Below are 23407 nucleotides of genomic sequence, written 5' to 3'. Positions count from 1 at the left end.
TCACGGCCCGGCCATCTGCGAGACTGTCCCGCGTTGTAGAACGATTCGTTCGTAGGAGCACATACGTGAGCATCGACAAGCCCGAGATCGACTTCCCCGAGGGCCCCGCGCCCGCCGATCTGGAGATCGTGGATCTGTGGGAGGGTGACGGGCCGGTCGCCAAGGCGGGGGACACCGTCTCCGTCCACTACGTCGGCGTGTCCTTCAGCACCGGCGAGGAGTTCGACGCCAGCTGGAACCGCGGCAAGCCGCTGCAGTTCCAGCTCGGCGCCGGCCAGGTCATCGCCGGCTGGGACCAGGGCGTGCAGGGCATGAAGGTCGGCGGCCGCCGCCGGCTGACCATCCCCGCGCACCTGGCGTACGGCGAGCGCGGCGCCGGTGGCGGCCGCATCGCGCCGAACGAGACGCTGATCTTCGTCTGCGACCTGGTCTCGGTCTGAGAACCGGCCGGAGACGGAGCGTCCGCGACCGGATACCGGTCCGGCGCTGATCTTCGCCCACGCGGACACCGTGTCCGGACGCCGGTTACGTCCTTGTGCGGCGCCGGCGCGGCGCGTGGCGCGAGCCTTATGGGCCCATGCCCCCTCGGGGGTATGGGCCCTCGGCTTTTGAAGCGGCTCCCGGTAGCGGTACGGTCATCGGTCGAGACCACAGAGAGAAGGGCGTCGATGGCCATTGCCAAGGCCGAGCGGCTGATGAACCTGGCGCTGTGCCTGCTGGGGACCCGGCGCCCGCTCACCAAGCGGGAGTTGCGGGGATCCATCGAGGCGTACGTCGAGGCGTTCGGCCCGGGGGACGGTCCGGCGGGCGCGGGCGACGAAGCGTTCAACCGCATGTTCGAGCGGGACAAGGACGACCTGCGGGAGCTCGGCATGGTCATCGAGACCGTCGAGGGCCTGGAGGGGGACACCGGCTACCTCGCCCGCCGCGACTCCAACCGGCTCCCGCCGATCACCCTGGACGCCGAGGAGGCCGCCGCGCTCGGCCTCGCCGCGAAGATCTGGCAGCAGGCCCGGCTCGCGGGCGCGGCCAGCGGCGCGCTCCAGAAGCTGCGCGCCGCCGGGATGCCGCTGGCGGCGGAGGACGAGGGCCCGTACGACCCCGCCCAGCCGCACAGCGCCCTGGAGCCGCGCATCCCCGCCCACGAGGCGGCCTTCGAACCGCTGATGCTGGCCTGCCGGGACCGCCGCCCGGTCGTCTTCGACTACCGCAAGGCCAACGCGGCCCGGCCCGAGCAGCGCCAGGTGGAGCCCTGGATCCTCGAATGCTGGCGCGGCCACTGGTACCTGGCGGGCTGGGACCGCGACCGGCAGGCCGAGCGGGTCTTCCGGCTCTCCCGCATCACCGGCAAGGTCCGCTCCCGTGCGGGGAAGTTCACCGCCGAGGTGCCCGACCACGTGACCGTACGCGAGACGGTGGAGAGCTGGGCCGGCGAGACCGCCACCGGCACCGCCCGCATCAAGCTGCGCGCCGACCACGGCTACCCGCTGCGCGCCCGCGCCCTGTCCGTACGCGAGGCGGGCGAGGACTGGGACGAGCTGGAGATCCCGTACGGGCACGGGCTGGACGCCTGGCTCGTGGAGCTCGGCCCGGACGTCGTCGTACTGGAACCGGCCGAGCTGCGGGCCGACGTGGTGGACCGGCTGCGTGCCGTGGCCAAGGGCTGAGGGGGAGCGACCAGACCATGGCGACCAACGCCATCGACCAGACCCGCCGGATGCTGTCCCTGGTGACGTATCTGCGCGAGCGCCCCGGCGCCCGCGTCGGCGACGTGGCCCGGGCCTTCGGCATCACCGAGGACGAGCTGATCGCGGACCTCGACGTGCTGCCCATGTGCGGTACGAGCTTCCGCGGCGGCGACCTGCTGGACATCGACACCGACGGCGACCGCATCTGGTGGCACAACCCCGACGACGTCGCCGAGCCGCTGCGGCTGGCCGCCGACGAGGCGACCGCGCTGCTGGTCGCGGCGCGCGCGGTGTCGACCCTGCCGGGCCTGCGCGAGGGCGACCGGCAGGCGCTGCTGCGCGCCACCGCCAAGCTGGAGGCCGCGGCGGGCGAGGCGGCGGGCGCCAGCTCCCGCCTGTCCGTGACCTTCGAGTCCGAGGGCGGCGTCTTCGCCGACGTGGACCGGGCCATCGCCGAGCGCCGCCGCCTGTGGCTGAAGTACTACTCGCCCGCCCGCGACGAGCTGACCGAGCGCGAGGTGGACCCCATCCGCCTCTTCGCCGTCGGCCACACCTATGTCGAGGCGTGGTGCCGGCTCTCCGAGGCGCGCCGCACCTTCCGGCTGGACCGGGTGGCCGAGATCAAGCTGCTGGACGCGCCCTCCGACCCGCCGCCGATCGAGCTGCGGGACCTGTCCGAGGGGCTGGTGCAGCCGGCCGCCGAGGACCCGGAGGTCGTGATCGAGGTGGGGCCCGGCGGCCGCTGGGTCGCGGAGTACTACCCGCACGACACCGCCGAGGAGCTGCCCGAGGGGGGCCTGCGCATCACCCTGCGTACCCCGGAGCCCGCCTCGCTGCGGCGCCTGGCGCTGCGGCTGGGCCGGGACGGGCGGATCGTCGCCCCGCAGGAGCTGGCGGACAGCGCGCGGGAGGCGGCGGCGCGTGCGCTCGCCGCGTACGGCGGCTGAGCGGCGGCCGGGAGCAGGGACAGTCGAGGAAACCGCAGGGGAGCTGTGAGTGCGATGACGACCGTGACCACCCCGGCCGCGCCCGTGATCTTCAAGGCGGCCTGTCCGGACTGCCGGGGCCGCTTCGAGCTGGCCTCGGACGCGCTGCGGCTGGCGATCGGCGGCAGCCGCCGCACCACCTTCTACTCCTTCACCTGCCCCGACTGCGGCTCCGCCGTCCGCAAGCCGGCGGGCGAACGGATAGTGGAACTGCTGACCGGCGGCGGGGTACGGACGCTGCGACTGCATACGGGGTGACGTCGGCCGCCTATGGGGTGAGCGTCGGGCGCATACGGGGGCGAACGCCGACCGCATAACGCCGACCGCATACGGGGTGCGCGACAGTCGCATACCGGTTCGCGCGCGGCTCCGCTGGGTAATCCCCCGGTGGGGGCACGGGTTCGTTCGATTCGCCCCGTAGGCGCCGGTAGGCTCGCTCCATGCTCTGGCCCATGATCGCCATCGCCCTCGGCTTCCTCGGCCTCGCCGTCCTCGGTGTGCTGGCCGTCCGTGTCTTCGTGGAGGTGCGCAGGCTTGCCCGCCAGGTGGACGAGACCTCCCGCCGGATCCAGTACGCCGCGCAGGACCTGGAGCGGGCCGCCGGGCCGCTGGCCGGGGACGCCGGAGCGATGGCCGGCCCCGGGGCCGAGAGGGTCTGAAATCGGCCGCGCCGGGGCGGTACGCTGCTGGAAGCGGGCCGACGAACGAGGCACGGCCCGCAATCGGGAGTATGCACAGGGATTGCCGTCGGTTAACCCCCGCGCGTTACGATCGCTGGCAGCACGGCGAAACGGACGCTTGTCCGACCAGTCGGGCAGCCCCACCCCAGCCGCCTCGGTGAGAAGGTAAACACTTATGTTCACTGGAAAGATCGGCGCTCCCGAGATCATCCTCATCCTCGTCGTCGTCATCCTCCTGTTCGGCGCCAAGAAGCTTCCCGAGATGGCCCGTTCCCTCGGCAAGTCGGCACGCATCCTGAAGAGCGAGGCCAAGGCGATGAAGTCGGAGGGCTCGCAGTCGCAGTCCGCGCCGTCGGACCCGCCGAACGACGCACAGGCCGAGACCCCGAAGACGATCCAGGCGTCGCCCGGTGATGTGAACAGCTCCCGCCCGGTCGCCGAGCCGACCGACAGCACCACCAAGCGCTGACCCAGGGCCGACTGGGGCGGCGGCCCGGTACCGCTGCCCGCCGCACGAGATGAGGACGTGGGTTGCTCAAGTCTGCCCCGAAGAAGGATAAGAAGGACAGGGACCCCGAGGGCCGCATGCCCCTCGCGGAGCACCTGCGCGAGCTGCGCAACCGGCTCGCGAAGTCCGTGCTGGCCATCGTGGTGGCGAGCGTCATCTCGGCGTTCTTCTACAACGACATCATCAACCTGATCACCAAGCCGGTGCTTCAGTCGGTGGGCTGCAACCTCTCCTTCGGTGAACTGGCGCAGAAGCAGGGCGGCGAGACCTGCGCCCGCATCGTGATGATGGACCTGCTCGGGCCCTTCACCCTGGCGCTCAAGGTCTCCCTGATGGCCGGCCTGATCCTCTCCGCGCCGGTCTGGCTGTACCAGCTCTGGGCGTTCCTCGCGCCCGGCCTGCACCGCAGCGAGAAGAAGTACGCGCTCAGCTTCGTGGGCGCCGGCTTCCCGCTGTTCATGATCGGTGGTTACTTCGCGTACGCGGTGCTGCCGACCACCGCCAAGGTCCTCATCGACTTCACGCCCATCGGCATCGACAACCTCCTGCCGCTGGACAAGCTGCTCGACCTGGTGACCAGGATGGTCGTCGTCTTCGGCCTGTCCTTCGAGCTGCCGCTGCTGCTGGTCCTGCTGAACTTCGGCGGGGTGATCTCCGGCAAGCGCATGCTCGGCTGGTGGCGCGCCATGATCATGGGCATCACGCTCTTCTCGGCGATCGCCACGCCGAGCACCGACCCGCTCACGATGATCGCGCTGGCCGCGCCGATCGTGGTCCTCTACTTCGCCGCGGTGGTCGTCTCCCTGGTGAACGACGGCCGCCGGGCGCGTGCCGTCGCCGCGGGCCCCGCCGACGACGAAGCCTCCGAGCTGGACCTCACCCCCGACGACATCGGCGCCATCGAGTCCGTCGACGCCCCGCGCGCCCTCCCGGAGCAGTCCGGTACCGGCCGCGCCCTGGAGTCCCGCCGGGAAGACATGGACGACATCACGTAACCCCTCCTGCCTCCCCGGGAAGCGGGTCGCAGGGGGCGTGGGTCGTTAAAGATCGCGTGACTGTCAGAGGTGGCCGGTAGGCTCGTAGACACGATGACCGAGGACATGTCCCCTGCTGAGCGCTATGCCGCCGCGCGATCGCGCGCGGCCGAGCAGGCCACCGCACTCTTCCCTTTCAAGGAGATGTACGACTTCGGGCTGGACGCGTTCCAGATCGAGGCGTGCGAGGCCCTGGAAGCCGGTAAGGGTGTGCTGGTCGCCGCTCCGACCGGATCCGGTAAGACGATTGTCGGCGAGTTCGCCGTCCACCTGGCCCTGAGACAGGGCCGCAAGTGTTTCTACACCACCCCCATCAAGGCCCTCTCGAACCAGAAGTACCAGGACCTCGTCAAGCGGTACGGCGCGGAGAAGGTCGGCCTGCTGACCGGCGACAACAGCGTCAACGGCGACGCACCGGTGATCGTGATGACCACCGAAGTGCTGCGCAACATGCTGTACGCCGGCTCCCAGGCGCTCAACGGCCTGGGCTATGTGGTCATGGACGAGGTGCACTACCTCTCCGACCGCTTCCGCGGCGCCGTGTGGGAAGAGGTGATCATTCATCTCCCCGACTCCGTGACGCTGGTGTCGCTCTCCGCCACGGTCTCCAACGCCGAGGAGTTCGGCGACTGGCTGGACACCGTCCGCGGCGACACGGAGGTGATCGTCTCCGAGCACCGCCCCGTGCCGCTGTGGCAGCACGTGCTCGCGGGGCGCCGGATGTACGACCTCTTCGAGGAGCGGGACGGCGCCGAGCCCGGCCAGGGCAAGCGCGAGGTCAACCCCGACCTGGTGCGGCTGGCCCGGATGGAGAACAGCCGCCCCACCTTCGGCCGGGACAAGCGCCGCGGCCGCAACAACCTGCGGGAGGCCGACCGCGAGCGCGAGCGGCGGCAGCGCAGCCGGATCTGGACGCCCAGCCGCGCCGAGGTGATCGACCGGCTGGACAATGAGGGCCTGCTCCCGGCGATCACGTTCATCTTCAGCCGGGCCGGCTGCGAGTCGGCGGTCCAGCAGTGCCTGTACTCGGGCCTGCGGCTGAACGACCAGGCGGCGCGGGAGAAGGTCCGCAAGATCGTCGAGGCCCGCACGGCCGGCATCCCCGACGAGGACCTGCACGTCCTCGGCTACTACGAGTGGCTGGAGGGCCTGGAGCGCGGCATCGCGGCGCACCACGCCGGCATGCTGCCCACCTTCAAGGAGGTGGTCGAGGAGCTGTTCGTGAAGGGCCTGGTCAAGGCGGTCTTCGCGACGGAGACGCTGGCGCTGGGCATCAACATGCCCGCGCGGTCCGTGGTCCTGGAGAAGCTCGTCAAGTGGAACGGCGAGCAGCACGCGGACATCACCCCCGGCGAGTACACGCAGCTCACCGGCCGGGCCGGGCGGCGCGGCATCGACGTCGAGGGCCACGCGGTGGTGCTGTGGCAGCGCGGCATGGACCCGGCCGCGGTCGCGGGCCTGGCGGGCACCCGTACGTATCCGCTGCGCTCCTCCTTCAAGCCGTCGTACAACATGGCGGTCAACCTCGTTTCGCAGTTCGGCCGGCACCGCTCGCGCGAGCTGCTGGAGATGTCCTTCGCACAGTTCCAGGCCGACAAGTCGGTCGTCGGAATCTCGCGTCAGGTGCAGAAGAACGAAGAGGGGCTGGAGGGCTATCGCGAGGCGATGACCTGCCACCTCGGGGACTTCGAGGAGTACTCGCGGCTCCGCCGGGACCTGAAGGACCGTGAGACGGAGCTGGCCAAGCAGGGCGCGGCGCAGCGCCGGGCTGCCGCCGCGGCGGCGCTGGAGAAGCTGAAGCCGGGCGATGTGATCCACGTACCGACGGGGAAGTTCGCGGGGCTGGCGCTGGTGCTGGACCCGGGGATGCCGTCGGGGCGGACCAACGGCCACCGCGGCTTCCATGCCGAGGACGGGCCGCGGCCGCTGGTGCTCACCGCGGAGCGGCAGGTCAAGCGGCTGGCGTCGATCGACTTCCCGGTGCCGGTGCAGGCGCTGGACCGGATGCGCATCCCGAAGTCCTTCAATGCGCGCAGCCCCCAGTCGCGCCGCGACCTGGCGTCCGCGCTGCGTACGAAGGCGGGGCACATCCCGCCGGAGCGGCACCGCAAGCAGCGGTCGCCTGCCGCGGACGACAGGGAGATCTCGCGGCTGCGGACCGCGCTCCGGGCGCATCCGTGCCACGGCTGCGACGAGCGCGAGGACCATGCGCGCTGGGCGGAGCGGTACCACCGGCTGCGGCGGGACACGCGCCAGCTGGAGCGCCGCATCGAGGGCCGTACGAACACCATCGCGCGCACCTTCGACCGGATCTGCTCGCTGCTGACCGAGCTGGACTATCTGCAGGGCGACACGGTCACGGACGAGGGCCGGCGGCTGGCGCGGCTGTACGGCGAGCTGGACCTGCTGGCGAGCGAGTGCCTGCGCGAGGGCGTCTGGGAGGGCCTGTCGCCCCAGGAGCTGGCCGCGTGCGCGTCGGCGCTGGTGTACGAGGCGCGCCAGGCGGATGACGCGGTCGCGCCGAAGCTCCCCTCGGGGAAGGCGCGGGCCGCGCTGGGCGAGATGGTGCGGATCTGGGGCCGGTTGGACGCCCTGGAGGAGGATCACCGGATCAGCCAGGCGGAGGGCGTCGGCCAGCGCGAGCCGGACCTCGGCTTCGCGTGGGCGGCACACCAGTGGGCGTCCGGCGTGGGCCTCGACGCGGTGCTCCGCGAGGCGGAGATGCCGGCCGGCGACTTCGTCCGCTGGTGCAAGCAGCTGATCGACGTACTGGGGCAGATCGCGGCGGCGGCGCCGGAGGGCTCGACGGTGACGAAGGCCGCCCGCAAGGCGGTTGACGGGGTGCTGCGGGGAGTTGTGGCGTATTCCTCGGTCGGCTGACAGGCCGATGAGACGGGCCGTCACAGCAGTACCCGCTGTGACGGCCCGTCAGTAAGTCCGCAGTCAGGAGGCGTTCGGCGTCGCCTGGCCCGACTCCTGTTCCGCCTCCACCTTCGCGTTCCACTCCTGCTTCGAGGCCTGCCAGCCGTCCTCGTCGTGGCCGCGGCGCCAGTAGCCCGAGATGGAGAGGTCGGCGCGGGGGATCTCGCGCTCGACGCGCAGCAGGCGGCGGAGCTCCTTCACGAAGCCCGCCTCGCCGTGGACGAACGCCTGGACCCGGCCCGCGGGCCACTCCAGTGCCCGCACCGCGTCGACCAGCCGCTCGCCGACCGGCGCACCGTCGCGGTGCAGCCAGACGATCTCCGCGCCGGCCGGCGCCCGCAGCTTCTGCTCCTCGCGGGCGTCCGGTACCTCGATGAAGGCGCGCACCACGGCGTCCTCCGGCATCCCGGCGAGCGACGCCGCGATGGCCGGCAGCGCGCTCTCGTCACCGGCGAGCAGATGCCAGTCGGCCGCGGCCTCCGGGGCGTACGCGCCGCCCGGGCCGAGGAAACGGATCTCCTCGCCCGCCTCGGCCTGCTGCGCCCACGGCCCGGCCAGCCCCTGGTCGCCGTGGACCACGAAGTCGATGGTCAGCTCCAGGGACTGCGGGTCCCAGGCGCGCACCGTGTACGTCCGGGTGCGCGGCCACTGGTCGCGCGGGAAGTCGGCGCGGATCTGCGCGATGTCGAACGGCTCCGGGTAGGTCACGCCCGGCACCGGGAAGAGCAGCTTGATGTAGTGATCGGTGTACTCGCCCGCGGGGAAGTCCGCCAGGCCCGCGCCGCCCAGGACGACCCGCATCATGTGCGGGCTGAGGCGCTCGGTGTGGATCACGCGGGCGCGGTAGGTGACGGCCTTCCGGCGGGCGGGACGTTCGGCGGGACGGTCTGCTGCCACGATGGGCTCCCTGGGCGCTCTCAGAATAAGTTAGGTACACCTAACCTAACAGCACATCATGAGAGCACGCTGAGGACACGCTGCAGCGAGCCGCCCAGGCCCCACTGCCCGGCCAGCTCCTCCAGCGTCGCGGGATCGGCCGGCTCCTTCGGCACCGCCGGATCGAAGGAGGGCAGCGCGACGTCCGTGGCGACGCGGACGACCGTGGGCGCGACCTCGAGGTACGGGCGGGCCTCGGCCAGCCGCTTGCGCTGCGTGGGCGTGAGCTTGGCCGCCGGGTCGTCGACCGCGGCCATGATCCCGGCCAGGTCGCCGAAGGTCGCCAGCAGCTTGGCCGCGGTCTTCTCGCCGATGCCCGGCACGCCCGGCAGGCCGTCGCTGGGGTCGCCGCGCAGCAGCGCCAGGTCCGCATAGCCCGCGCCGTCCACGCCGTACTTCTCGCGGAGCCACGACTCGTCGGTGAGCTGGAGGGTGCCGACGCCCTTGAGCGGATACAGCACGCGGACGCCGCGCCGGTCGTCGACGAGCTGGTACAGATCGCGGTCGCCGGTGACGATGTCCACCGGCCCGGCGGCGCGCGTGGCGAGCGTGCCGATGATGTCGTCCGCCTCGTACCCCGCCGCGCCCACGCGCGCGATGCCCAGCGCGTCCAGTACCGCCTCGATCACCGGGACCTGCGGCGAGAGCGTGTCCGGGACCTCCTCGACGTCCGGCGCCGCGGAACCCTCGGGGGCCTCCTCGGCGACGCGGTGCGCCTTGTACGTCGGAATGAGGTCGACCCGCCACTGGGGGCGCCAGTCGGCGTCCATGCAGGCCACGAGGTCGTCCGGGTGGTGGTCCTGGAGGAGGCGGGCGATGAAGTCCAGCAGGCCGCGGACGGCGTTGACGGGCGTGCCGTCCGGGGCGCGGACGGAGTCCGGCACGCCGAAGTACGCGCGGAAGTACAGCGAGGCGGTGTCGAGGAGCATCAGGCGTCGAGTCACACGCCGATGATGCCGCACGCCACTGACAACGCCCGACGCGCGGCGCCCCGCCCCGTGAGTCGCGAATGGGTCGCGAGCCGCCGTGTAGGGGTCGCGAGTGACCTCGCGTCAAACGTGTGCCGCTTGTGAGGCGAGTCACTCATGTGTTTGGTGTGAAGAAAGAGGGGCAGGCGCGCATCCGGAGCGGAACCGGTAAGGGATTCAACTTCTTTCTTTCCCGGCGCAGGCGGCCCGAAGCCGTGCCGCTCCACGGCCCCTCCCCAGCCTTTCGGCCTGGGGATCACCCATGGCTGGGACGGGCCGTTCCTTGGCTCGACCAGAGAGGTGTATGTGTCCAGGCTGCAAGCCGAGCACCTGTACAAAGTGTTCGGCAGACGACCCGATGACGCCGTGCGGAAACTCGAGGCCGGGGCGACCCGCGACGAGCTGCGCGCCGAGGGCACGACGGCAGCGGTGATCGACGCGTCGTTCACCGTGGACGAAGGCCAGATCTTCGTCGTCATGGGTCTGTCGGGTTCCGGCAAGTCCACGCTGCTGCGCATGCTGAACGGGCTGCTGGAGCCGACCGCGGGCAGTGTGCGGTTCGACGGCCAGGACCTGACCACGCTCAGCCCCAAAGAGCTGCGCAGGGTCCGTTCCCAGAAGATCTCCATGGTCTTCCAGCACTTCGCGCTCTTCCCGCACCGCAGCGTCCTGGAGAACGCCGCGTACGGCCTGGAGGTCCAGGGCGTACCGAAGGCCGAGCGCCAGAAGCGCGCCCATGAGGCGCTGGAGCTGGCCGGCCTGAAGGGCTGGGAGAAGTCCTGGCCCGACGAGCTGTCCGGCGGCATGCAGCAGCGCGTGGGCCTGGCCCGCGCGCTGGCGACCGACGCGGACCTGCTGCTGATGGACGAGTCCTTCAGCGCGCTGGACCCGCTGATCCGCCGCGACATGCAGGACCAGCTGCTGGAGCTGCAGAAGACGCTGAAGAAGACCATCGTCTTCATCACCCACGACCTGAACGAGGCCATGCGGCTCGGCGACCGGATCGCCGTCATGCGCGACGGCCGGATCGTCCAGAACGGCTCGGCCGAGGACATCCTCGTACGGCCGTCCAACGACTACGTCGCGTCCTTCATCCAGGACGTCGACCGCACCCGCGTGCTGACCGCGGGCGCGATCATGACGGACGTGGCGTCGGTGCTGGGCAGCAAGGACGCCGACGGTACGGAGATGTCCACCGCCGAGCAGTTCCGCGCCGCGGCGCCCGCCACGGTCACCAAGGACACCCCGCTCGTCGACCTGTTCGCGCCCTGCTCCGCCAGCGCGGTGCCGGTGGCCGTGGCCGACGCGGCCGGGGAGCTCATCGGCGCGGTACCGGCGCAGAAGCTGCTGGCCGCGCTCGGCGAGCCCGAGCCCCAGGCGCAGGACGCCGTCGCCGCCGTACCCGCGCAGCCCGCCCCCGAGGACAAGCAGCCCGCGGACGAGCAGCCCGTGGCCAAGGAAGACGCGGCCGAGGACGCCGCGCCCGAGGACACGGACAGCAAGGACACGGACGGCAAGGACGCCGACGGCAAGGACGCCGACGAGAGCAAGGTGATCGCCGGTGCCTAGGATCGAGATCGGCACGTGGGCCGCCGCGGCCGTCAAGTGGCTGCAGTCGAACGTCGACTGGCTCTTCGGCTTCATCACCCACGTGCTCAACGCCGTGTACGGCTTCTTCCACATGGTGCTCGCCGCGCCCGAGCCCCTGTTCCTCGCGGGCATCCTCGCGGTGCTCGCCTGGTGGCTGCGCGGCTTCCTCGCCGCAGCCCTCACCTTCCTCGGTTTCGCACTGATCGACTCGATCGAACAGTGGGACACCACCATGGAGAGCCTCTCCCTGGTCCTGGTGGCATGCCTGGTCATCGTGGTCATCTCGGTGCCGCTGGGCATCTGGGCCGCCCGCAACCGCGCGGTCAGCGGCGCGGTGCGTCCCGTGCTGGACCTGATGCAGACGATGCCGGCGATGGTCTACCTCATCCCGGGCATCCTCTTCTTCGGCCTCGGCGTGGTCCCCGGCATCGTGGCGACCATCGTCTTCGCCATGCCGCCCGCCGTCCGCATGACCGAGCTGGGCATCCGGCAGGTCGACGCGGAGCTGGTCGAGGCGGCCGACGCGTTCGGCACGCACCCGCGCCGCACGCTCTTCCGCGTGCAGATCCCGCTCGCGCTGCCCACGATCATGGCCGGTATCAACCAGGTCATCATGCTGGCGCTGTCCATGGTCGTCATCGCCGGCATGGTCGGCGGCGGCGGTCTGGGCTCCTCCGTCTACGACGCGATCAGCTCCGTCGACGTGGGCCTGGGCACCGAGGCCGGTCTCGCGGTGGTCATTCTCGCGATGTACCTGGACCGTATGACCGGCGCCCTGAACCAGCGGGTCTCGCCGCTCGGCCGGCGCGCGCTGGCCAAGGCGCAGGCCGCGCTCGGCGGCCTGAAGTTCCTGCAGTGGCGCCCGGCGACCTCGCTCGCCATGGCCGGTGTGGTCGTGCTCGCGCTGGCCGCGGGCGGCATGAACGCCTTCGGCTCCAAGAGCGAGGGCGGTGCCGCGAGCGTCGGCAACGGCCGCCCGATCAGCCTCGGCTACGTCAACTGGGACGAGGGCAAGGCCACCACGTACCTGTGGAAGGAACTGCTGGAGCAGCGCGGCTACCAGCCCAAGGCGCAGGCCCTGGAGGCCGGCGCGCTCTACACGGGCCAGGCGCAGGGCGACATCGACGTGCAGACCAACTCCTGGCTGCCGGTGACGCACGAGTCGTACTGGAAGAAGTACCAGGACAAGCTGGAGGACTACGGCGCCTGGTACGACAAGACCTCGCTGGAGATCGCCGTACCGTCCTACGTCAAGGGCGTGAAGACGCTCGACGACCTCAAGGGCAAGGGCAAGGAGTTCGGCGGCAAGATCGTCGGAATCGAGCCGGGCGCCGGCGAGATGAAGATCGTCAAGGACAAGGTCCTCAAGGACTACGGCCTGGACGGCGAGTACAAGCTCCAGTCGTCCAGCACCTCCTCGATGCTGGCCGAGCTGGACCGCTCGATCAAGGCCAAGAAGCCGGTCGCGGTGACCCTGTGGTCCCCGCACTGGGCGTACAGCAAGTACAAGCTGACCAAGCTCAAGGACACCAAGGGCTCCTTCGGTTCCGGTGACGGCATCCACACGCTCGGCCGCAAGGGCTTCGCCAAGGACGAGCCGCAGGTCGCCTCGTGGATGAAGAACTTCCACCTGGACGAGAAGCAGCTGACCAGCCTTGAGGCGGAGATCCAGGACGCCGGCAAGGGGCACGAGCAGGACGGCGTCAAGGCCTGGCTGAAGAAGAACCCGGGCATGGCCGACAAGCTGGCCCCGGCCCCGGGCGCGTACGCCAAGGGCAAGGACGCGGGCGCCGCGCCGAACATCGGCTACCCGTCCTGGGACGAGGGCATCGCCACCTCGTTCCTGTGGAAGTACGTCCTGGAGCAGCGCGGCTACAAGCCGAAGATGCGCAACCTCGACGTGGGTCCGATGTGGACCGGGCTGTCCACCGGACAGGTCGACGTGGAGATGGACGCCTGGCTGCCGGTCGCGCAGAAGCAGTACTGGGACAAGTACAAGAAGGATCTCGTCGACCTCGGTGCGTGGTACGACAAGACGTCTCTGGAAATCGCGGTGCCTTCCTATGTGAAGGGCGTGAAGACCATGGACGACCTGCGCAAGCACAAGGACAAGTTCAAGGGCAAGATCATCGGCATCGAGCCGGGCACCGGCCAGATGAAGCGCCTGAAGAGCAAGGTCCTGCCCGCGTACGGCCTGCAGAACATGAAGGTCACCGAGGCCGGTACCAGCGCCATGCTCGCCGAGCTGGAGCGGGCGATCGCCAAGAAGGAGCCGATCGCGGTCGTCCTGTGGTCGCCGCACTGGGCGTACGACAAGTACGACCTGACCAAGCTCAAGGACCCGAAGGGCACCTGGGGCGCCAACAACCAGATCAAGACGCTGGCGAACAAGAGCTTCCCGAAGAAGTACGCGGAGTTCAACGGCTGGCTGAAGAACTGGCACATGGAGCCCGAGGAACTGGCGAGCCTGGAGACCGCCATCAACGAGGCGGGCACCGGCCATGAGGAAGAAGGCGTCAAGAAGTGGGTCGACGCCCACCCGGGCATCGTCGATGAGATGGCCCCGGTGAAGTGACGCCGTACGTGACGCAGTACCGGTACTGACCGGCCGTCACGCCCTTTCAGGAACGGGCCCCGCCACCGCACTCCGGTGGCGGGGCCCGTCCGCGTGCCGGCAGGCCCTGCCGTGGCTCCTACTGGCGCCTACTGTGGGGCGATGACCTCTCACGCTGCCGTACGCAAGGTGGTCTCGCTCGTCCCGTCCCTGACCGAGGCGGTCGCCGCCACCGCGCCGGAGCTGCTGGCCGGCGTCACGGACTGGTGCAGTCACCCGGCCGGCCTGGACGTGCCGCGCATCGGCGGCACCAAGAACCCCGACACCGCGCGGATCGCCGCCCTCGCCCCCGACCTCGTGATCGCCAACGAGGAGGAGAACCGCCCGGCCGACCTCGCCGCGCTGCGCGCCGCGGGCCTGAACGTGCTGGTCACCGAGGTCCGCGACCTTCCGCAGGCGTTCCGCGAACTGGACCGCGTCCTCGTGCGCGGCTGCGGGCTGGCCCGCCCCGGCTGGCTGGACGAGGCGGAGGCGGCCTGGCGGGAAGTACCGGCGCACGCCTCGGAACTGGCCGCGGTGGTGCCCATCTGGCGGCGGCCCTGGATGGTGCTCGGCCGGGACACCTTCGCGGGCGACCTGCTGGCCCGGCTGGGCGTGCGGAACCTGTACGCGGACCACGCCGACCGCTACCCGAAGATCTCCCTGGACGAGCTGAACAGCCGCGGCGCCGACCTCGTCGTACTGCCCGACGAGCCGTACCGCTTCGCTGCCGACGACGGGCCCGAGTCCTTCCCCGGACTGCCTGCCGCGCTGGTCAGCGGGCGCCATCTCACCTGGTACGGGCCGTCGTTGGCGGAGGCGCCCGGTGTACTGCGGGCGGCGCTGGAGGCGGCGGCATAGCGGAACGGCGGTGCACCGGAGGCCGTGGGCCGGTGCACCGCCGGGTCCGGGAGCCGGGTCTGGGACGGTGGCTGTCAGGCGGCCTTCGGAGCCGGGGCCGAGGCGGGCGGCGCGAGGAGTGTGCCGCGGAAGAGGCCGCGCGCGGTGTACATGAAGGCCGTCAGCCAGCCCGCCACCAGGAGCAGGTACAGCCCGACGGCGAGCCAGTCGTACAGGGCCAGCCCGGTGTGGCCTGCCAGCCCGGCCGCGCCGGTGACGCAGGTGCCGATGGGGAAGGTGAAGGCCCACCAGGTCATCGAGAAGCGCATCCCGCTGCGGAAGGCGCGGACCACCATCGCGGCGGACAGCCCCAGCCACAGCAGCGCGAAGCCCATGACCGGCACGCCGTACAGCACGGAGAAGGCGGTCATCGCGTCGGCGTAGGAGGAGCCGGCGGCGGGCGCGGCGTTCGCGAGGTTGCTCACCGCGGTCGTGGACTGGCCGAGCGGGCCGAGTACCAGGATGAGCGCGGGCGTCGCGGCGAGCGGCAGCGGCCCGTGGTGGATCAGCCGCGAGAGCACCAGCGGCAGCATGGCCAGCACGGTCAGCAGCGACAGACCGAACATGCCGTAGCAGCCCAGCAGCATGGCGGACCGCCACTGACCGGCCGGCAGGTGCGGGATCAGACCGGGGCCGATGGCCGCGGAGACCATCGGGGCGACGATCGGCAGCAGCCAGGCGGGGGAGGCCGTCCCCGCGTCTATCCGGTGCCGGGTCACCATCAGGTACGGGATGGCCGCGGCCGCGACCAGGCCGACCACGGTCCCCGCGACCCACAGCACACCGTCGACCGCGGCCGCCGTGGAAACACCGATCACGTCCTTGCCGACGGCGAGCGTGCCGCCGCCGACCGCCAGCATGGCCATCGACAGGCACCCGTAGAACGGCGCCACCATCGGGTCGAGCAGATGCGCCCTGGCCTGGTCGGTGTGGCGGATCCAGTGCGCGGCGCGGGCGACGAGCAGGACGAACAGCATGACGGCCGACAGCGCCCACACGACCTCGTACACCGTGTGCAGCACGCCTGCCTGTACCGGGAGCGTGGCGCCGGCGTTGGCGATGATCGCGGTGCCCATGACGGCGGCGTACCAGTTGGGGCCGAGGTGCCGTATCGAGCCGCGGGTGCGGCCTTGGGGGCCCGTCACGGGGCGGGAGCGAGGTTGCGCGAGGGTAGCCATGACTCCAGAGTTCCGTCACGCGCCCGCCCCCACCAGGGACATCAGGTCTATGAGGGCATAACCTGGATTTATGAGTCAAGCCAGTGAAGCGGAGCGGGGCGCAGGCAACGGCGCGGCCGAAGGGCCGAGGCCGCACGACGGGCGGCTGGCGTACCGCGTACCGGATCTCGCCGCCCTGGAACTGCTGCTCGCCGTGGCCCGGCTGGGCAGCCTGGGCCGGGCCGCCAAGGAGCTGGGCATCTCCCAGCCCGCCGCCAGCAGCCGTATCCGTTCCATGGAGCGGCAGTTGGGCGTCGGCCTGGTGGAGCGCTCGCCGCGCGGCTCGCGCCTGACCGACGCGGGCACGCTCGTCACGGACTGGGCGCGGCGCATCGTGGAGGCGGCCGAGGCCTTCGACGCGGGCGCACAGGCGCTCCGGGGCCGGCGCGACTCCCGCCTGCGTGTGACCGCAAGTATGACCATCGCCGAGTACCTCCTCCCCGGCTGGCTGATCGCCCTGCGCACCCAGCGCCCCGACACCGCGGTCTCACTCTTCGCGGGCAACTCCGCCGTCGTCGCCGAACGCGTCCTCTCCGGCGAGGCCGACCTCGGCTTCGTCGAGGGCCTGGACATACCGTCCGGCCTGGACGGCGCAGTAATCGGCCACGACCGCCTGGTAGTAGTAGCCGCTCCCTCCCACCCCTGGTCCCGCCGCCGCACCCCCCTCACGGGCCGCGAGCTGGCGAGTACGCCCCTGATCCTCCGCGAACAGGGCTCAGGCACCCGCCAGGTCCTCGACGCGGCCCTCGCGATGTGCGGCCCTCTGGCACCCCCACTCCTCGAACTGGCCTCGACGACCGCGGTAAAGGCGGCAGCGGTAAGCGGCGCAGGCCCGTCGGTCCTGAGCGAGCTCGCTGTGGGCGAGGAATTGGCGGCCCGCCGACTGGTGGAGGTCCCGGTACCGGGGATCCGGCTGGGGCGGGATCTACGGGCGGTGTGGCCCGCGGGGCAGCGGCCTACGGGGCCTGCGCGCCAACTGTTGGGGCTTACTCGGGGGGTGGGGTGAGCGGTGGCTTCGTCGGCCTGGTGAACAGTGCCGTAAGCACCACCGCTGTGATCGCCCCCGCTGGGACGCCGCTGCCGAATAGGGTGCGGGCCCAGGTCGGGAGGGGGGTGTACAGGTCCGGGGACAGGGCGGGGAGGAGGCCGGCCAGGAGGGTCAGGGCTATGACTGTGGTGGTGGGGCCGTCGGAGGTGTTGGTGCGGCGGAGCATGCCTATGCCCATGGCGGCGATTACCGCGTAGATGACCAGGCCGGCGCCGCCTACCACTGGGGTGGGGAGAGTGGCCAGTAGGCGGGAGACCGGGGCGAGGAGGCCGATGAGGACGAGCAGGAGGCCGGCGCCGGCGGTGACGAAGCGGCTGCGGACGCGGGTGAGTTGGACGATGCCAATGTTTTCCGCGCTGGTCACCATGATGGAGGTGCCCAGCAGGCCCGCGGCGAGGGAGGTGAGGGCGTCGGCGCGGACCGTGCGGGGGACGTCGCGGGCGGGGTTCGGGTCGCGGCCCACCGCCTCGCTGTTGAGCACCGTCTGACCGGTGGCCTCGGCGAGCGAGGCGAGGGTGAAGACGATGAGGGGGATGGCGGCGAGGAGATCGAAGTGGGGGGCGCCGTAGGGGAAGGGGTGGGGGAGGGCGATGAGCGGGCCGCCGTCGGGGACGGTGTTCATGCCGGTACGCGATATGAGTGCCGCCGCGGTGCCTGCGGCTATGCCTGCCAGGACTGACATCTGGCGCCATATGCCGGGGAGTACGAGGTAACACAACGCCGTGGCGCCGATGGTGACCAGGGCCAGCCAGGTGTCGTGAGCGATCATCGGGGCGGTGACGTTCACCATGTTGATGCCGATGAGCAGGACAGTGGTGCCTAGGACCACCGGTGGGAAGAAGCGGACGATGTAGCGGTAGAGGGGGAGGACCGCGAGGAGGAAGGCTGCTGCGATGAGGACCGCGCCGGAGGCGGTGGCCGGGCCGTGCTGGTCGGCGGTCTGGAGGAAGATGGCCACCGCGGCCCCGCCCGGCAGCATCATGAAGGGCAGTCGGGCGCCGATCCGCAGGATCCCGAAGGATTGCAACAGCGCTCCCGCCCCGCACAGGACGAGGGTTGCGCTGAGGAGGGCCGCTGTGCGGTCGGGGGGCAGGTCGAGGCCGGTGGCGATCAGGAACGCGGTGGAGACCGGGGCCGCGAGCATTGCGAGGACGTGCTGCGCGGCCAGGGGGAGGAGTCGGAGCAACGGGAGGCGTTCGTCCACCGGGTGGACCGGCCGGCCGTTGGGGCCGGGCGGTCCGTCAGGAGTGTCGCCTCCGGTACGGGTGGTGCCGGCGGGGGCGGCCACGGCTCATCCCCGACCCGGCAGCCAGGGCAGGTCCTCGGCGCCGTAACGGTACGCACGGAACAGGGCGTTGTGCTGGGCCGGGAAGATCCGGCCGACCTCCGGCTCGCGGTAGCCGCCGAAGTGCGGGACGACGTACTCCCAGCAGAGGTACCCGTCGGCGGTGACCTCGAAGATCCGGCCGGCGGGGGAGTCGCAGATCAGGGTGTTGCCGTTGGGGAGGCGCTGCGCGCTGCCCATGAAGGGGGCGAAGAACGCCTCGCGGGCCGGGTCGTGGTACTCCCAGGCGATCTTCCCGGAGGACCGCTCGACCTCGATGACGCGGGAGAAGGGGACGTCCCAGTGCGGGCGGAAGACGCCGTTGTCGAAGATGAGGATGTTGCCGTTGGGCAGTTCGGTGGGGTTGTGCTGCTGGGAGACGACGCCGGGCTCGGTGCGCCAGAGGATCTCGCCGGTCGCGCGGCTGATGACGATGACTGCTGAGGCGCTGCGGAGGCTGGCGAGGATGTTGCCGTCGGCGAGCGGGAGGACGGCGTTGATGAGGGGGTAGTGCTCGCGGGAGTAGTCGGGGTGGAGGGGGTATTCGTCGCGGTCGAGGTGGTCGGAGACTCGCCAGGACCACAGCTCCTTTCCGTCCGCGTCGACCTCCTTGATGGTGTCGGCCCAGACGGTCGGGCCGTCGGCGGTGACCGGCTCCGAGCCGGGGACGCCGCCGCGTACCGCCGCCGCGCGCTCGCCGGTCAGCGGCTCCAGCGCGGCGTAGAGGATCCGGCCGTCACCGCAGTGGTGCGCGTCGTGGTGCTGAAGCGGGTCGATGTGCTCGCGGACGACGGTGCCGTCGGGGGTGACCTCCTGCATCACGCCGCCGCGGTACTTGTGCCACATCGGGAACAGCGCTTCCTGGTCCGGCAGTACGCCGTTGTAGGCGAGGTTGCCGTTGGGGAGGATGCGGGCGTGCCGGCCCGGGCGGTAGGGGAGGTTCCACTGGTGGACGACCTCGCCGTGCAGGTCGACGAGGTAGACCTCGCCGGTGCCGGTGAGCGGTGCGTAGAGCGTGTAACCGGGGTACGCGACGTCCTCGTCGAGGGCGAGCAGGCCGGTGCCGCGGCGGCGGCGTGTGTTTTGATCGACAGCGGTCATGGTGGGTCCCTTGTTCGTCTGTTCTTCGTCTCTTCGTCGGCGCATCAAACTTTGTTTGATGACGTCAAACAGGTTCGAGGATAGGGATCGCTTGTTGCAACGCTGTGAACGTGGCGATAAAGGGGAGAGGAAGTGCAGGATGCGTGAAGATCAAGAGGCGCATCAGGAAGCGCCGCAGGTCGGCCGGGCGGTGCGGCGGCGCCGCCGCGCGCTGGATCTCACGCTTGCCGAGCTCGCGGCCCGTACCGGCCTGTCCAAGCCCTTCCTGAGCCAGGTGGAGAACGACCGGGCCCGCCCCAGCATGCGCTCGCTCCAGCGCATCGCCGACGCGCTGGGGACCACGGCGGTGCAGTTGCTCGGTGCGGCGGAGGGCCGCCGGGCCGTCGACGTGGTGCGCGCCGAGACCGGGGCCGCGCTGGAGGACGGCGCGGCGGGCACGGTACGGCCGCTGGTCCGCGGGCAACAGCAGCTGCACGCACTGGAGTTCACCGGCGCGCACGAGTGGGGGCGGGAGTTCCGGCACCCCCACGACGAGCTGCTGTACGTCGTCGAGGGGGCCGTGGAGGCGGAGGCCGAGGGGGAGCGGTACGAGCTGGGGCGCGGCGACACGCTCTACTGCGCGGGCGGGGTGACGCACCGATGGCGTGCCCGGGAGGCGGGCACGCGGGTGCTTCTGGTGGGGGTCGCCGACGACATCGGTCTGTGAGTGGGGTCAGCGGGTGGCGGCCGTTACCAGGGCTTCCATGACCCGGGTGTCCGTGCCCGCCTCGGGGTGCCACTGCACGCCCAGCGCGAAGGCCGGCGCGTCCGGCAGTTCGAGCGCCTCCACCGTGCCGTCCTCGGCGTACGCGGAGGCCAGCAGCCCGCGGCCGAGCCGGTCGACGGACTGGTGGTGGTACGTCGGTACGGAGACCGGCTCGGGCAGGATGCCGGCGAGCCGGCTGTCCGGCACGGCGGTGACCTTGTGGTGGTCGAAGACGCCGGGTGGCCCGCCGTGGTCCTCGATGTGCTGGTGGAGTGTGCCGCCCAGTGCGACGTTCAGGAGCTGCATGCCGCGGCAGATGCCCAGCAGGGGCGTGGCCGAGTCGATGGCCGCCTCGATGAGGGCGAGCTCCCAGGCGTCTCGGGCGAGGGCGGGGGGTCCGGTGCGGGGGTCGGTCTCCGCGCCGTACCGGTCGGGCCGTACGTCGGGGCCGCCCGCGATCACCACGCCGTCGAGCCGCGCGACGACAGCCGCGGCGGCCTCCCGCGCGCCGTCCCGGTCGAGATCCGCCTCGTGCGGCGGCAGCATGGCGGCCAGGCCGCCGGAGTTCTGTACGAGGCGGTGGTAGCCGGCGGGCAGTAGCGCGGCGGGCAGCGTCCACACGCCCCAGCGGGCCTCGGCCTCCAGGTACGTGCTGACGCCGATGAGCGGCTTGGACAAGGGGGGCCCTCCTTGAGGTGGGTGGGGATCGGTGCTGTGCGTCGTGGTTGCTCGCCGTGACGTTGTCCTCAAACGCCGGACGGGCTTGATTCGCGGGCTTTATTTACTGAGTTCGGCCTCCGCCGCCGCCAATGCCGCGAATTCTTCCTCCGGTGCCGCGGCCACCAACCGGTGGCGTGAGTACAGCGCGAAGTACGCGAGCGCCACCGCGTACACGCCGAGGGCGATGACCGCGGCCGTCACATCGACGAGGAAGGTGGCCACCAGGGCCGAGCAGGCGAGGACGAAGGCGATCGAGGAGGTGAGGATGCCACCGGGGGTGCGGTACGGGCGGGTAAGGCCCGGCTCGCGGCGGCGGAGGACGATGTGGGAGAGGGCCATCAGGGCGTACGAGATCGTGGCGCCGAAGACCGCGACGTTCAGCATGCGGGCGCCGTCGCCGGTCGCGGCGGCGAGGGCGAAGCCGAGTGCGCCGGGGACGAGAAGGCCCAGGTAGGGGGCCTTGCGGCGGCTGGTGAGGGAGAGGAAGCGGGGGAGATAGCCGGCCCGGGAGAGGGCGAAGAGCTGGCGGGAGCCGGCGTAGATGAGGGAGAAGAAGGAGGCGACCAGGCCGGCCAGGCCCGCGTAGTTGACGATGCGGGAGGTGACCGTCGGCTCGCCGTGCGGCTGCAGGGCCTGGACCAGCGGGTCGCCGACGGACTGGAGTGCGGCGGCGCCGCGCGCTCCGGTCGCGGTGAGGAAGGTGACCAGGGCGAGGAGGAGCAGGATGCCGATCGCGGCGGCCATGGCCTTGGGCAGCGTACGGGCCGGGTCCTTGGTCTCCTCGGCGGCCAGCGGCACGCCCTCGACGCCGAGGAAGAACCACATGCCGAAGGGGAACGCCGCCCAGATGCCGAGTATCCCGAAGGGCAGCCAGGAGGACGCGCCGAAGGCGTCCTTGTCGGCCGGGATGTCGTTCAGGGCGCTGACGTGGAAGTCGGTGACCGCGGCGAGTGCGAAGACGACCAGTGCGGCCACCGCGATCGCGGTGACGACCAGGCTGAAGCGGAGTGCCTCGCCGACGCCCCACAGGTGGATCCCGATGAAGATCACGAAGCAGGCGAGGTGGACCGGCCAGCTGGACGTCAGGCCGAAGAGGCCGAGGGATTCGACGTAGTCGCCGATGAAGATGGAGATCGCGGCGGGCGCGAGGACGTACTCGATGAGGATGGCGGTACCGGTCAGGAAGCCGCCCCAGGTGCCGAGCGCGCGGCGCGCGAAGCCGTAGCCGCCGCCCGCCGTGGGCAGCACGGACGCCAGCTCCGCGAGCGCGAAGACCAGGCAGGTGTACATCAGGCCCATCAGCAGCGCCGCCAGCGCCAGGCCGCCGAAGCCGCCCTGGGCCAGGCCGTTGTTCCAGCCGGAGAAGTCGCCGGAGACGACGTAGGCGACGCCCAGGCCGGTGAGCAGCAGCGGCCCGGCGCTGCCCCGGCGCAGCGAGCGCTTCTCCAGGTAGGCGTCATCGGGCGCGGCCCCGGGGGGCGGGGGAGTGGGCGGTGCGGTGCGCGGTTCCGTGCTGTCGGCCATGAGCCGCTCCTGCCTCGGCGGGATAAAGGTTTAGCGCCATACCTTTGTCGCGCGGGCCGCTCCGGCGCAAGACCCGTGCCGTAAAGGAACGGTTACGGGGCGGGTGGCGGGCCTGTGAGGAAGCCGCGCCGCCTGCCGGCCCGTGCGGGTCACCGCGCCGGCGGCGTGCCCGTGAGGAAGCCGCGCAGCAGGGCCGCCGTACCGCAGCAGTGCTCCCGCATCACCTCCCGCGCCCCGTCCGCGTCGCCCTCCAGCACCGCCTCCACCAGCGCGGTGTGCTGCGCCTGGGAGTGCTCCAGGTTCCGCACCAGCAGCGGGATGCAGTCCAGCAGGTCGTTCACGGTCGCCCGGACGGCCGCGTACTGCGCGGCGAGCGTGGCCGAGCCCGACAGCTCGGCCAGCGTCAGGTGCAGCAGCGTGTCCCGCCGCCGGTAGTCCGAGAGCGGCGCGTCGTGCGTGGCCGCCAGCGCCTCCCGCAGCCGCTCCGCCTGCTCCCCGGCCAGCCCGTACGAGGCGCACAGTCCGGCCGCGCCCACCTCCAGCACCTCGCGGAACCGCAGCGTGTCCTCGACGTCGACCTGCGCGATGCGGCGGCGCAGCTCGTCCTCGCCGGGCGTCTCGGCCCGTTCCCGTACGAACGTGCCGCCGTACCGCCCGCGTCTGCTGACCACCAGCCCCTCGTCCTGCAGCACCTTCAGCACCTCGCGCAGGGTGACCCGGCTGATCTGCAGCCGCTCGGCCAGCTCGCGCTCGGCCGGCAGCCGCTCGCCCCGGGGGACCAGCCCCAGCCGCACGATCTGGAGTATCTGCTCCAGCGCCTCCTCGAAACCGTTGCCCGCCCGCACCGGGCGCAGCACCGGCGCCAGCCGGTCCGCCGCTCCGTCCACCGCTACCCCTTCCCAACCAATGGTTCGTGTGCCTAC

21 protein-coding genes are annotated in these 23407 nt (G+C 71.3%); 13 read left to right on the top strand and 8 right to left on the bottom strand.

The window, feature by feature from the left end; all coding sequences use genetic code 11:
- The first annotated feature begins 65 nt into the window (after positions 1-65).
- From IF04_RS0106055 to IF04_RS0106020, 8 genes are all read left to right on the top strand, one after another.
- Positions 66-440, top strand: coding sequence for an FKBP-type peptidyl-prolyl cis-trans isomerase (locus IF04_RS0106055; RefSeq protein WP_030252017.1), 375 nt, complete (start codon positions 66-68; stop codon positions 438-440).
- A gap of 228 nt (positions 441-668) precedes the next feature.
- Positions 669-1667: a helix-turn-helix transcriptional regulator gene (locus IF04_RS0106050; RefSeq protein ID WP_030252015.1), complete on the top strand. Its 999-nt coding sequence runs from the start codon at positions 669-671 to the stop codon at positions 1665-1667.
- Positions 1668-1684: 17 nt separating this feature from the next.
- A complete protein-coding gene (locus IF04_RS0106045) occupies positions 1685-2635 on the top strand; it encodes a helix-turn-helix transcriptional regulator (RefSeq protein WP_030252012.1) in 951 nt (316 codons plus the stop codon).
- A gap of 54 nt (positions 2636-2689) precedes the next feature.
- Entirely contained in the window at positions 2690-2932 is a 243-nt protein-coding gene (locus IF04_RS0106040) for a hypothetical protein (RefSeq protein ID WP_030252008.1), read from the top strand.
- 182 nt (positions 2933-3114) lie between these two features.
- Positions 3115-3333 (top strand): hypothetical protein, encoded by a 219-nt coding sequence (locus IF04_RS0106035; protein ID WP_030252005.1) that lies wholly within the window; start codon positions 3115-3117, stop codon positions 3331-3333.
- A gap of 196 nt (positions 3334-3529) precedes the next feature.
- On the top strand, positions 3530-3823 hold the full coding sequence (tatA, locus tag IF04_RS0106030; RefSeq protein WP_030252003.1) for a Sec-independent protein translocase subunit TatA: 294 nt from the start codon (positions 3530-3532) through the stop codon (positions 3821-3823).
- A 62-nt stretch (positions 3824-3885) separates the two neighbouring features.
- Positions 3886-4857, top strand: coding sequence for a twin-arginine translocase subunit TatC (gene tatC, locus IF04_RS0106025; protein ID WP_030252001.1), 972 nt, complete (start codon positions 3886-3888; stop codon positions 4855-4857).
- Between the two features lie 93 nt (positions 4858-4950).
- Positions 4951-7776: a DEAD/DEAH box helicase gene (locus IF04_RS0106020; protein ID WP_030251997.1), complete on the top strand. Its 2826-nt coding sequence runs from the start codon at positions 4951-4953 to the stop codon at positions 7774-7776.
- A gap of 63 nt (positions 7777-7839) precedes the next feature.
- Here IF04_RS0106020 and IF04_RS0106015 read toward each other — a convergent pair whose 3' ends face one another.
- The gene (locus tag IF04_RS0106015; RefSeq protein WP_030251994.1) at positions 7840-8715 is read right to left on the bottom strand and encodes a siderophore-interacting protein; all 876 of its coding nucleotides are present in this window, start codon (positions 8713-8715) and stop codon (positions 7840-7842) included.
- A gap of 56 nt (positions 8716-8771) precedes the next feature.
- Positions 8772-9683 (bottom strand): 5'-3' exonuclease, encoded by a 912-nt coding sequence (locus IF04_RS0106010; RefSeq protein ID WP_030251991.1) that lies wholly within the window; start codon positions 9681-9683, stop codon positions 8772-8774.
- A gap of 345 nt (positions 9684-10028) precedes the next feature.
- On the opposite strand from IF04_RS0106010, the gene IF04_RS0106005 reads away from it, so the two are divergent.
- The 3 genes from IF04_RS0106005 (at position 10029) to IF04_RS0105995 (ending at position 14766) form a co-directional block, all read left to right on the top strand.
- Positions 10029-11291 carry a quaternary amine ABC transporter ATP-binding protein gene (locus tag IF04_RS0106005; protein WP_078599883.1) on the top strand — a complete coding sequence of 421 codons (1263 nt, stop codon included), beginning with the start codon at positions 10029-10031 and terminating at the stop codon, positions 11289-11291.
- A complete protein-coding gene (locus IF04_RS0106000) occupies positions 11284-13887 on the top strand; it encodes an ABC transporter permease/substrate binding protein (protein WP_030251984.1) in 2604 nt (867 codons plus the stop codon). Before IF04_RS0106005 ends, IF04_RS0106000 begins: the two co-directional genes overlap by 8 nt.
- A gap of 141 nt (positions 13888-14028) precedes the next feature.
- Positions 14029-14766 carry a helical backbone metal receptor gene (locus IF04_RS0105995; RefSeq protein WP_030251981.1) on the top strand — a complete coding sequence of 246 codons (738 nt, stop codon included), beginning with the start codon at positions 14029-14031 and terminating at the stop codon, positions 14764-14766.
- Between the two features lie 74 nt (positions 14767-14840).
- On the opposite strand, the gene IF04_RS0105990 is transcribed toward IF04_RS0105995, so the two are convergent.
- Positions 14841-15983, bottom strand: a complete 1143-nt coding sequence (locus IF04_RS0105990) for a TDT family transporter (RefSeq protein WP_030251979.1) — start codon at positions 15981-15983, stop codon at positions 14841-14843.
- A 70-nt stretch (positions 15984-16053) separates the two neighbouring features.
- Between IF04_RS0105990 and IF04_RS0105985 the strand changes: the two genes are divergently transcribed.
- Positions 16054-17028: a LysR family transcriptional regulator gene (locus IF04_RS0105985; protein WP_078599881.1), complete on the top strand. Its 975-nt coding sequence runs from the start codon at positions 16054-16056 to the stop codon at positions 17026-17028.
- On the opposite strand, the gene IF04_RS0105980 is transcribed toward IF04_RS0105985, so the two are convergent.
- Together IF04_RS0105980 and IF04_RS0105975 are read right to left on the bottom strand one after the other, a co-directional pair.
- Positions 17009-18358 (bottom strand): uracil-xanthine permease family protein, encoded by a 1350-nt coding sequence (locus tag IF04_RS0105980; protein WP_245654287.1) that lies wholly within the window; start codon positions 18356-18358, stop codon positions 17009-17011. The two genes, IF04_RS0105985 and IF04_RS0105980, sit on opposite strands and share 20 nt — an antisense overlap.
- A 3-nt stretch (positions 18359-18361) precedes the next feature.
- Positions 18362-19495, bottom strand: coding sequence for an arylsulfotransferase family protein (locus IF04_RS0105975; protein ID WP_030251970.1), 1134 nt, complete (start codon positions 19493-19495; stop codon positions 18362-18364).
- 139 nt (positions 19496-19634) lie between these two features.
- On the opposite strand from IF04_RS0105975, the gene IF04_RS0105970 reads away from it, so the two are divergent.
- The gene (locus tag IF04_RS0105970) at positions 19635-20201 is read left to right on the top strand and encodes a helix-turn-helix domain-containing protein (RefSeq protein ID WP_030251969.1); all 567 of its coding nucleotides are present in this window, start codon (positions 19635-19637) and stop codon (positions 20199-20201) included.
- Between the two features lie 6 nt (positions 20202-20207).
- Here IF04_RS0105970 and IF04_RS0105965 read toward each other — a convergent pair whose 3' ends face one another.
- The 3 genes from IF04_RS0105965 to IF04_RS0105955 all read right to left on the bottom strand — a co-directional run bounded on the left by IF04_RS0105965 (position 20208) and on the right by IF04_RS0105955 (position 23371).
- Positions 20208-20918: a gamma-glutamyl-gamma-aminobutyrate hydrolase family protein gene (locus tag IF04_RS0105965; RefSeq protein WP_030251968.1), complete on the bottom strand. Its 711-nt coding sequence runs from the start codon at positions 20916-20918 to the stop codon at positions 20208-20210.
- A 99-nt stretch (positions 20919-21017) separates the two neighbouring features.
- Complete coding sequence (eat, locus tag IF04_RS0105960; protein WP_030251967.1) at positions 21018-22484, bottom strand: ethanolamine permease; 1467 nt, start codon at positions 22482-22484, stop codon at positions 21018-21020.
- A 149-nt stretch (positions 22485-22633) separates the two neighbouring features.
- Positions 22634-23371 (bottom strand): FadR/GntR family transcriptional regulator, encoded by a 738-nt coding sequence (locus IF04_RS0105955; RefSeq protein WP_030251965.1) that lies wholly within the window; start codon positions 23369-23371, stop codon positions 22634-22636.
- Positions 23372-23407: the final 36 nt, after the last annotated feature.

The sequence above is a fragment of the Streptomyces violens genome, from assembly GCF_000717745.1.
Lineage (GTDB): Bacteria > Actinomycetota > Actinomycetes > Streptomycetales > Streptomycetaceae > Streptomyces > Streptomyces violens.
This window is presented reverse-complemented; position numbering and strand designations above follow the sequence as displayed.

Bases quoted from the DNA above. Each gene is read 5' to 3' on its own strand.
- IF04_RS0106050 (WP_030252015.1), top strand. From the start codon at position 669: ATGGCCATTGCCAAGGCCGAGCGGCTGATGAACCTGGCGCTGTGCCTG.
- IF04_RS0106045 (WP_030252012.1), top strand. From the start codon at position 1,685: ATGGCGACCAACGCCATCGACCAGACCCGCCGGATGCTGTCCCTGGTG.
- IF04_RS0106040 (WP_030252008.1), top strand. From the start codon at position 2,690: ATGACGACCGTGACCACCCCGGCCGCGCCCGTGATCTTCAAGGCGGCC.
- IF04_RS0106035 (WP_030252005.1), top strand. From the start codon at position 3,115: ATGCTCTGGCCCATGATCGCCATCGCCCTCGGCTTCCTCGGCCTCGCC.
- tatA (WP_030252003.1), top strand. From the start codon at position 3,530: ATGTTCACTGGAAAGATCGGCGCTCCCGAGATCATCCTCATCCTCGTC.
- IF04_RS0106020 (WP_030251997.1), top strand. From the start codon at position 4,951: ATGACCGAGGACATGTCCCCTGCTGAGCGCTATGCCGCCGCGCGATCG.
- IF04_RS0106010 (WP_030251991.1), bottom strand. From the start codon at position 9,683: ATGCTCCTCGACACCGCCTCGCTGTACTTCCGCGCGTACTTCGGCGTG.
- IF04_RS0105995 (WP_030251981.1), top strand. From the start codon at position 14,029: ATGACCTCTCACGCTGCCGTACGCAAGGTGGTCTCGCTCGTCCCGTCC.
- IF04_RS0105990 (WP_030251979.1), bottom strand. From the start codon at position 15,983: ATGGCTACCCTCGCGCAACCTCGCTCCCGCCCCGTGACGGGCCCCCAA.
- IF04_RS0105985 (WP_078599881.1), top strand. From the start codon at position 16,054: ATGAGTCAAGCCAGTGAAGCGGAGCGGGGCGCAGGCAACGGCGCGGCC.
- IF04_RS0105975 (WP_030251970.1), bottom strand. From the start codon at position 19,495: ATGACCGCTGTCGATCAAAACACACGCCGCCGCCGCGGCACCGGCCTG.
- IF04_RS0105970 (WP_030251969.1), top strand. From the start codon at position 19,635: ATGCGTGAAGATCAAGAGGCGCATCAGGAAGCGCCGCAGGTCGGCCGG.
- eat (WP_030251967.1), bottom strand. From the start codon at position 22,484: ATGGCCGACAGCACGGAACCGCGCACCGCACCGCCCACTCCCCCGCCC.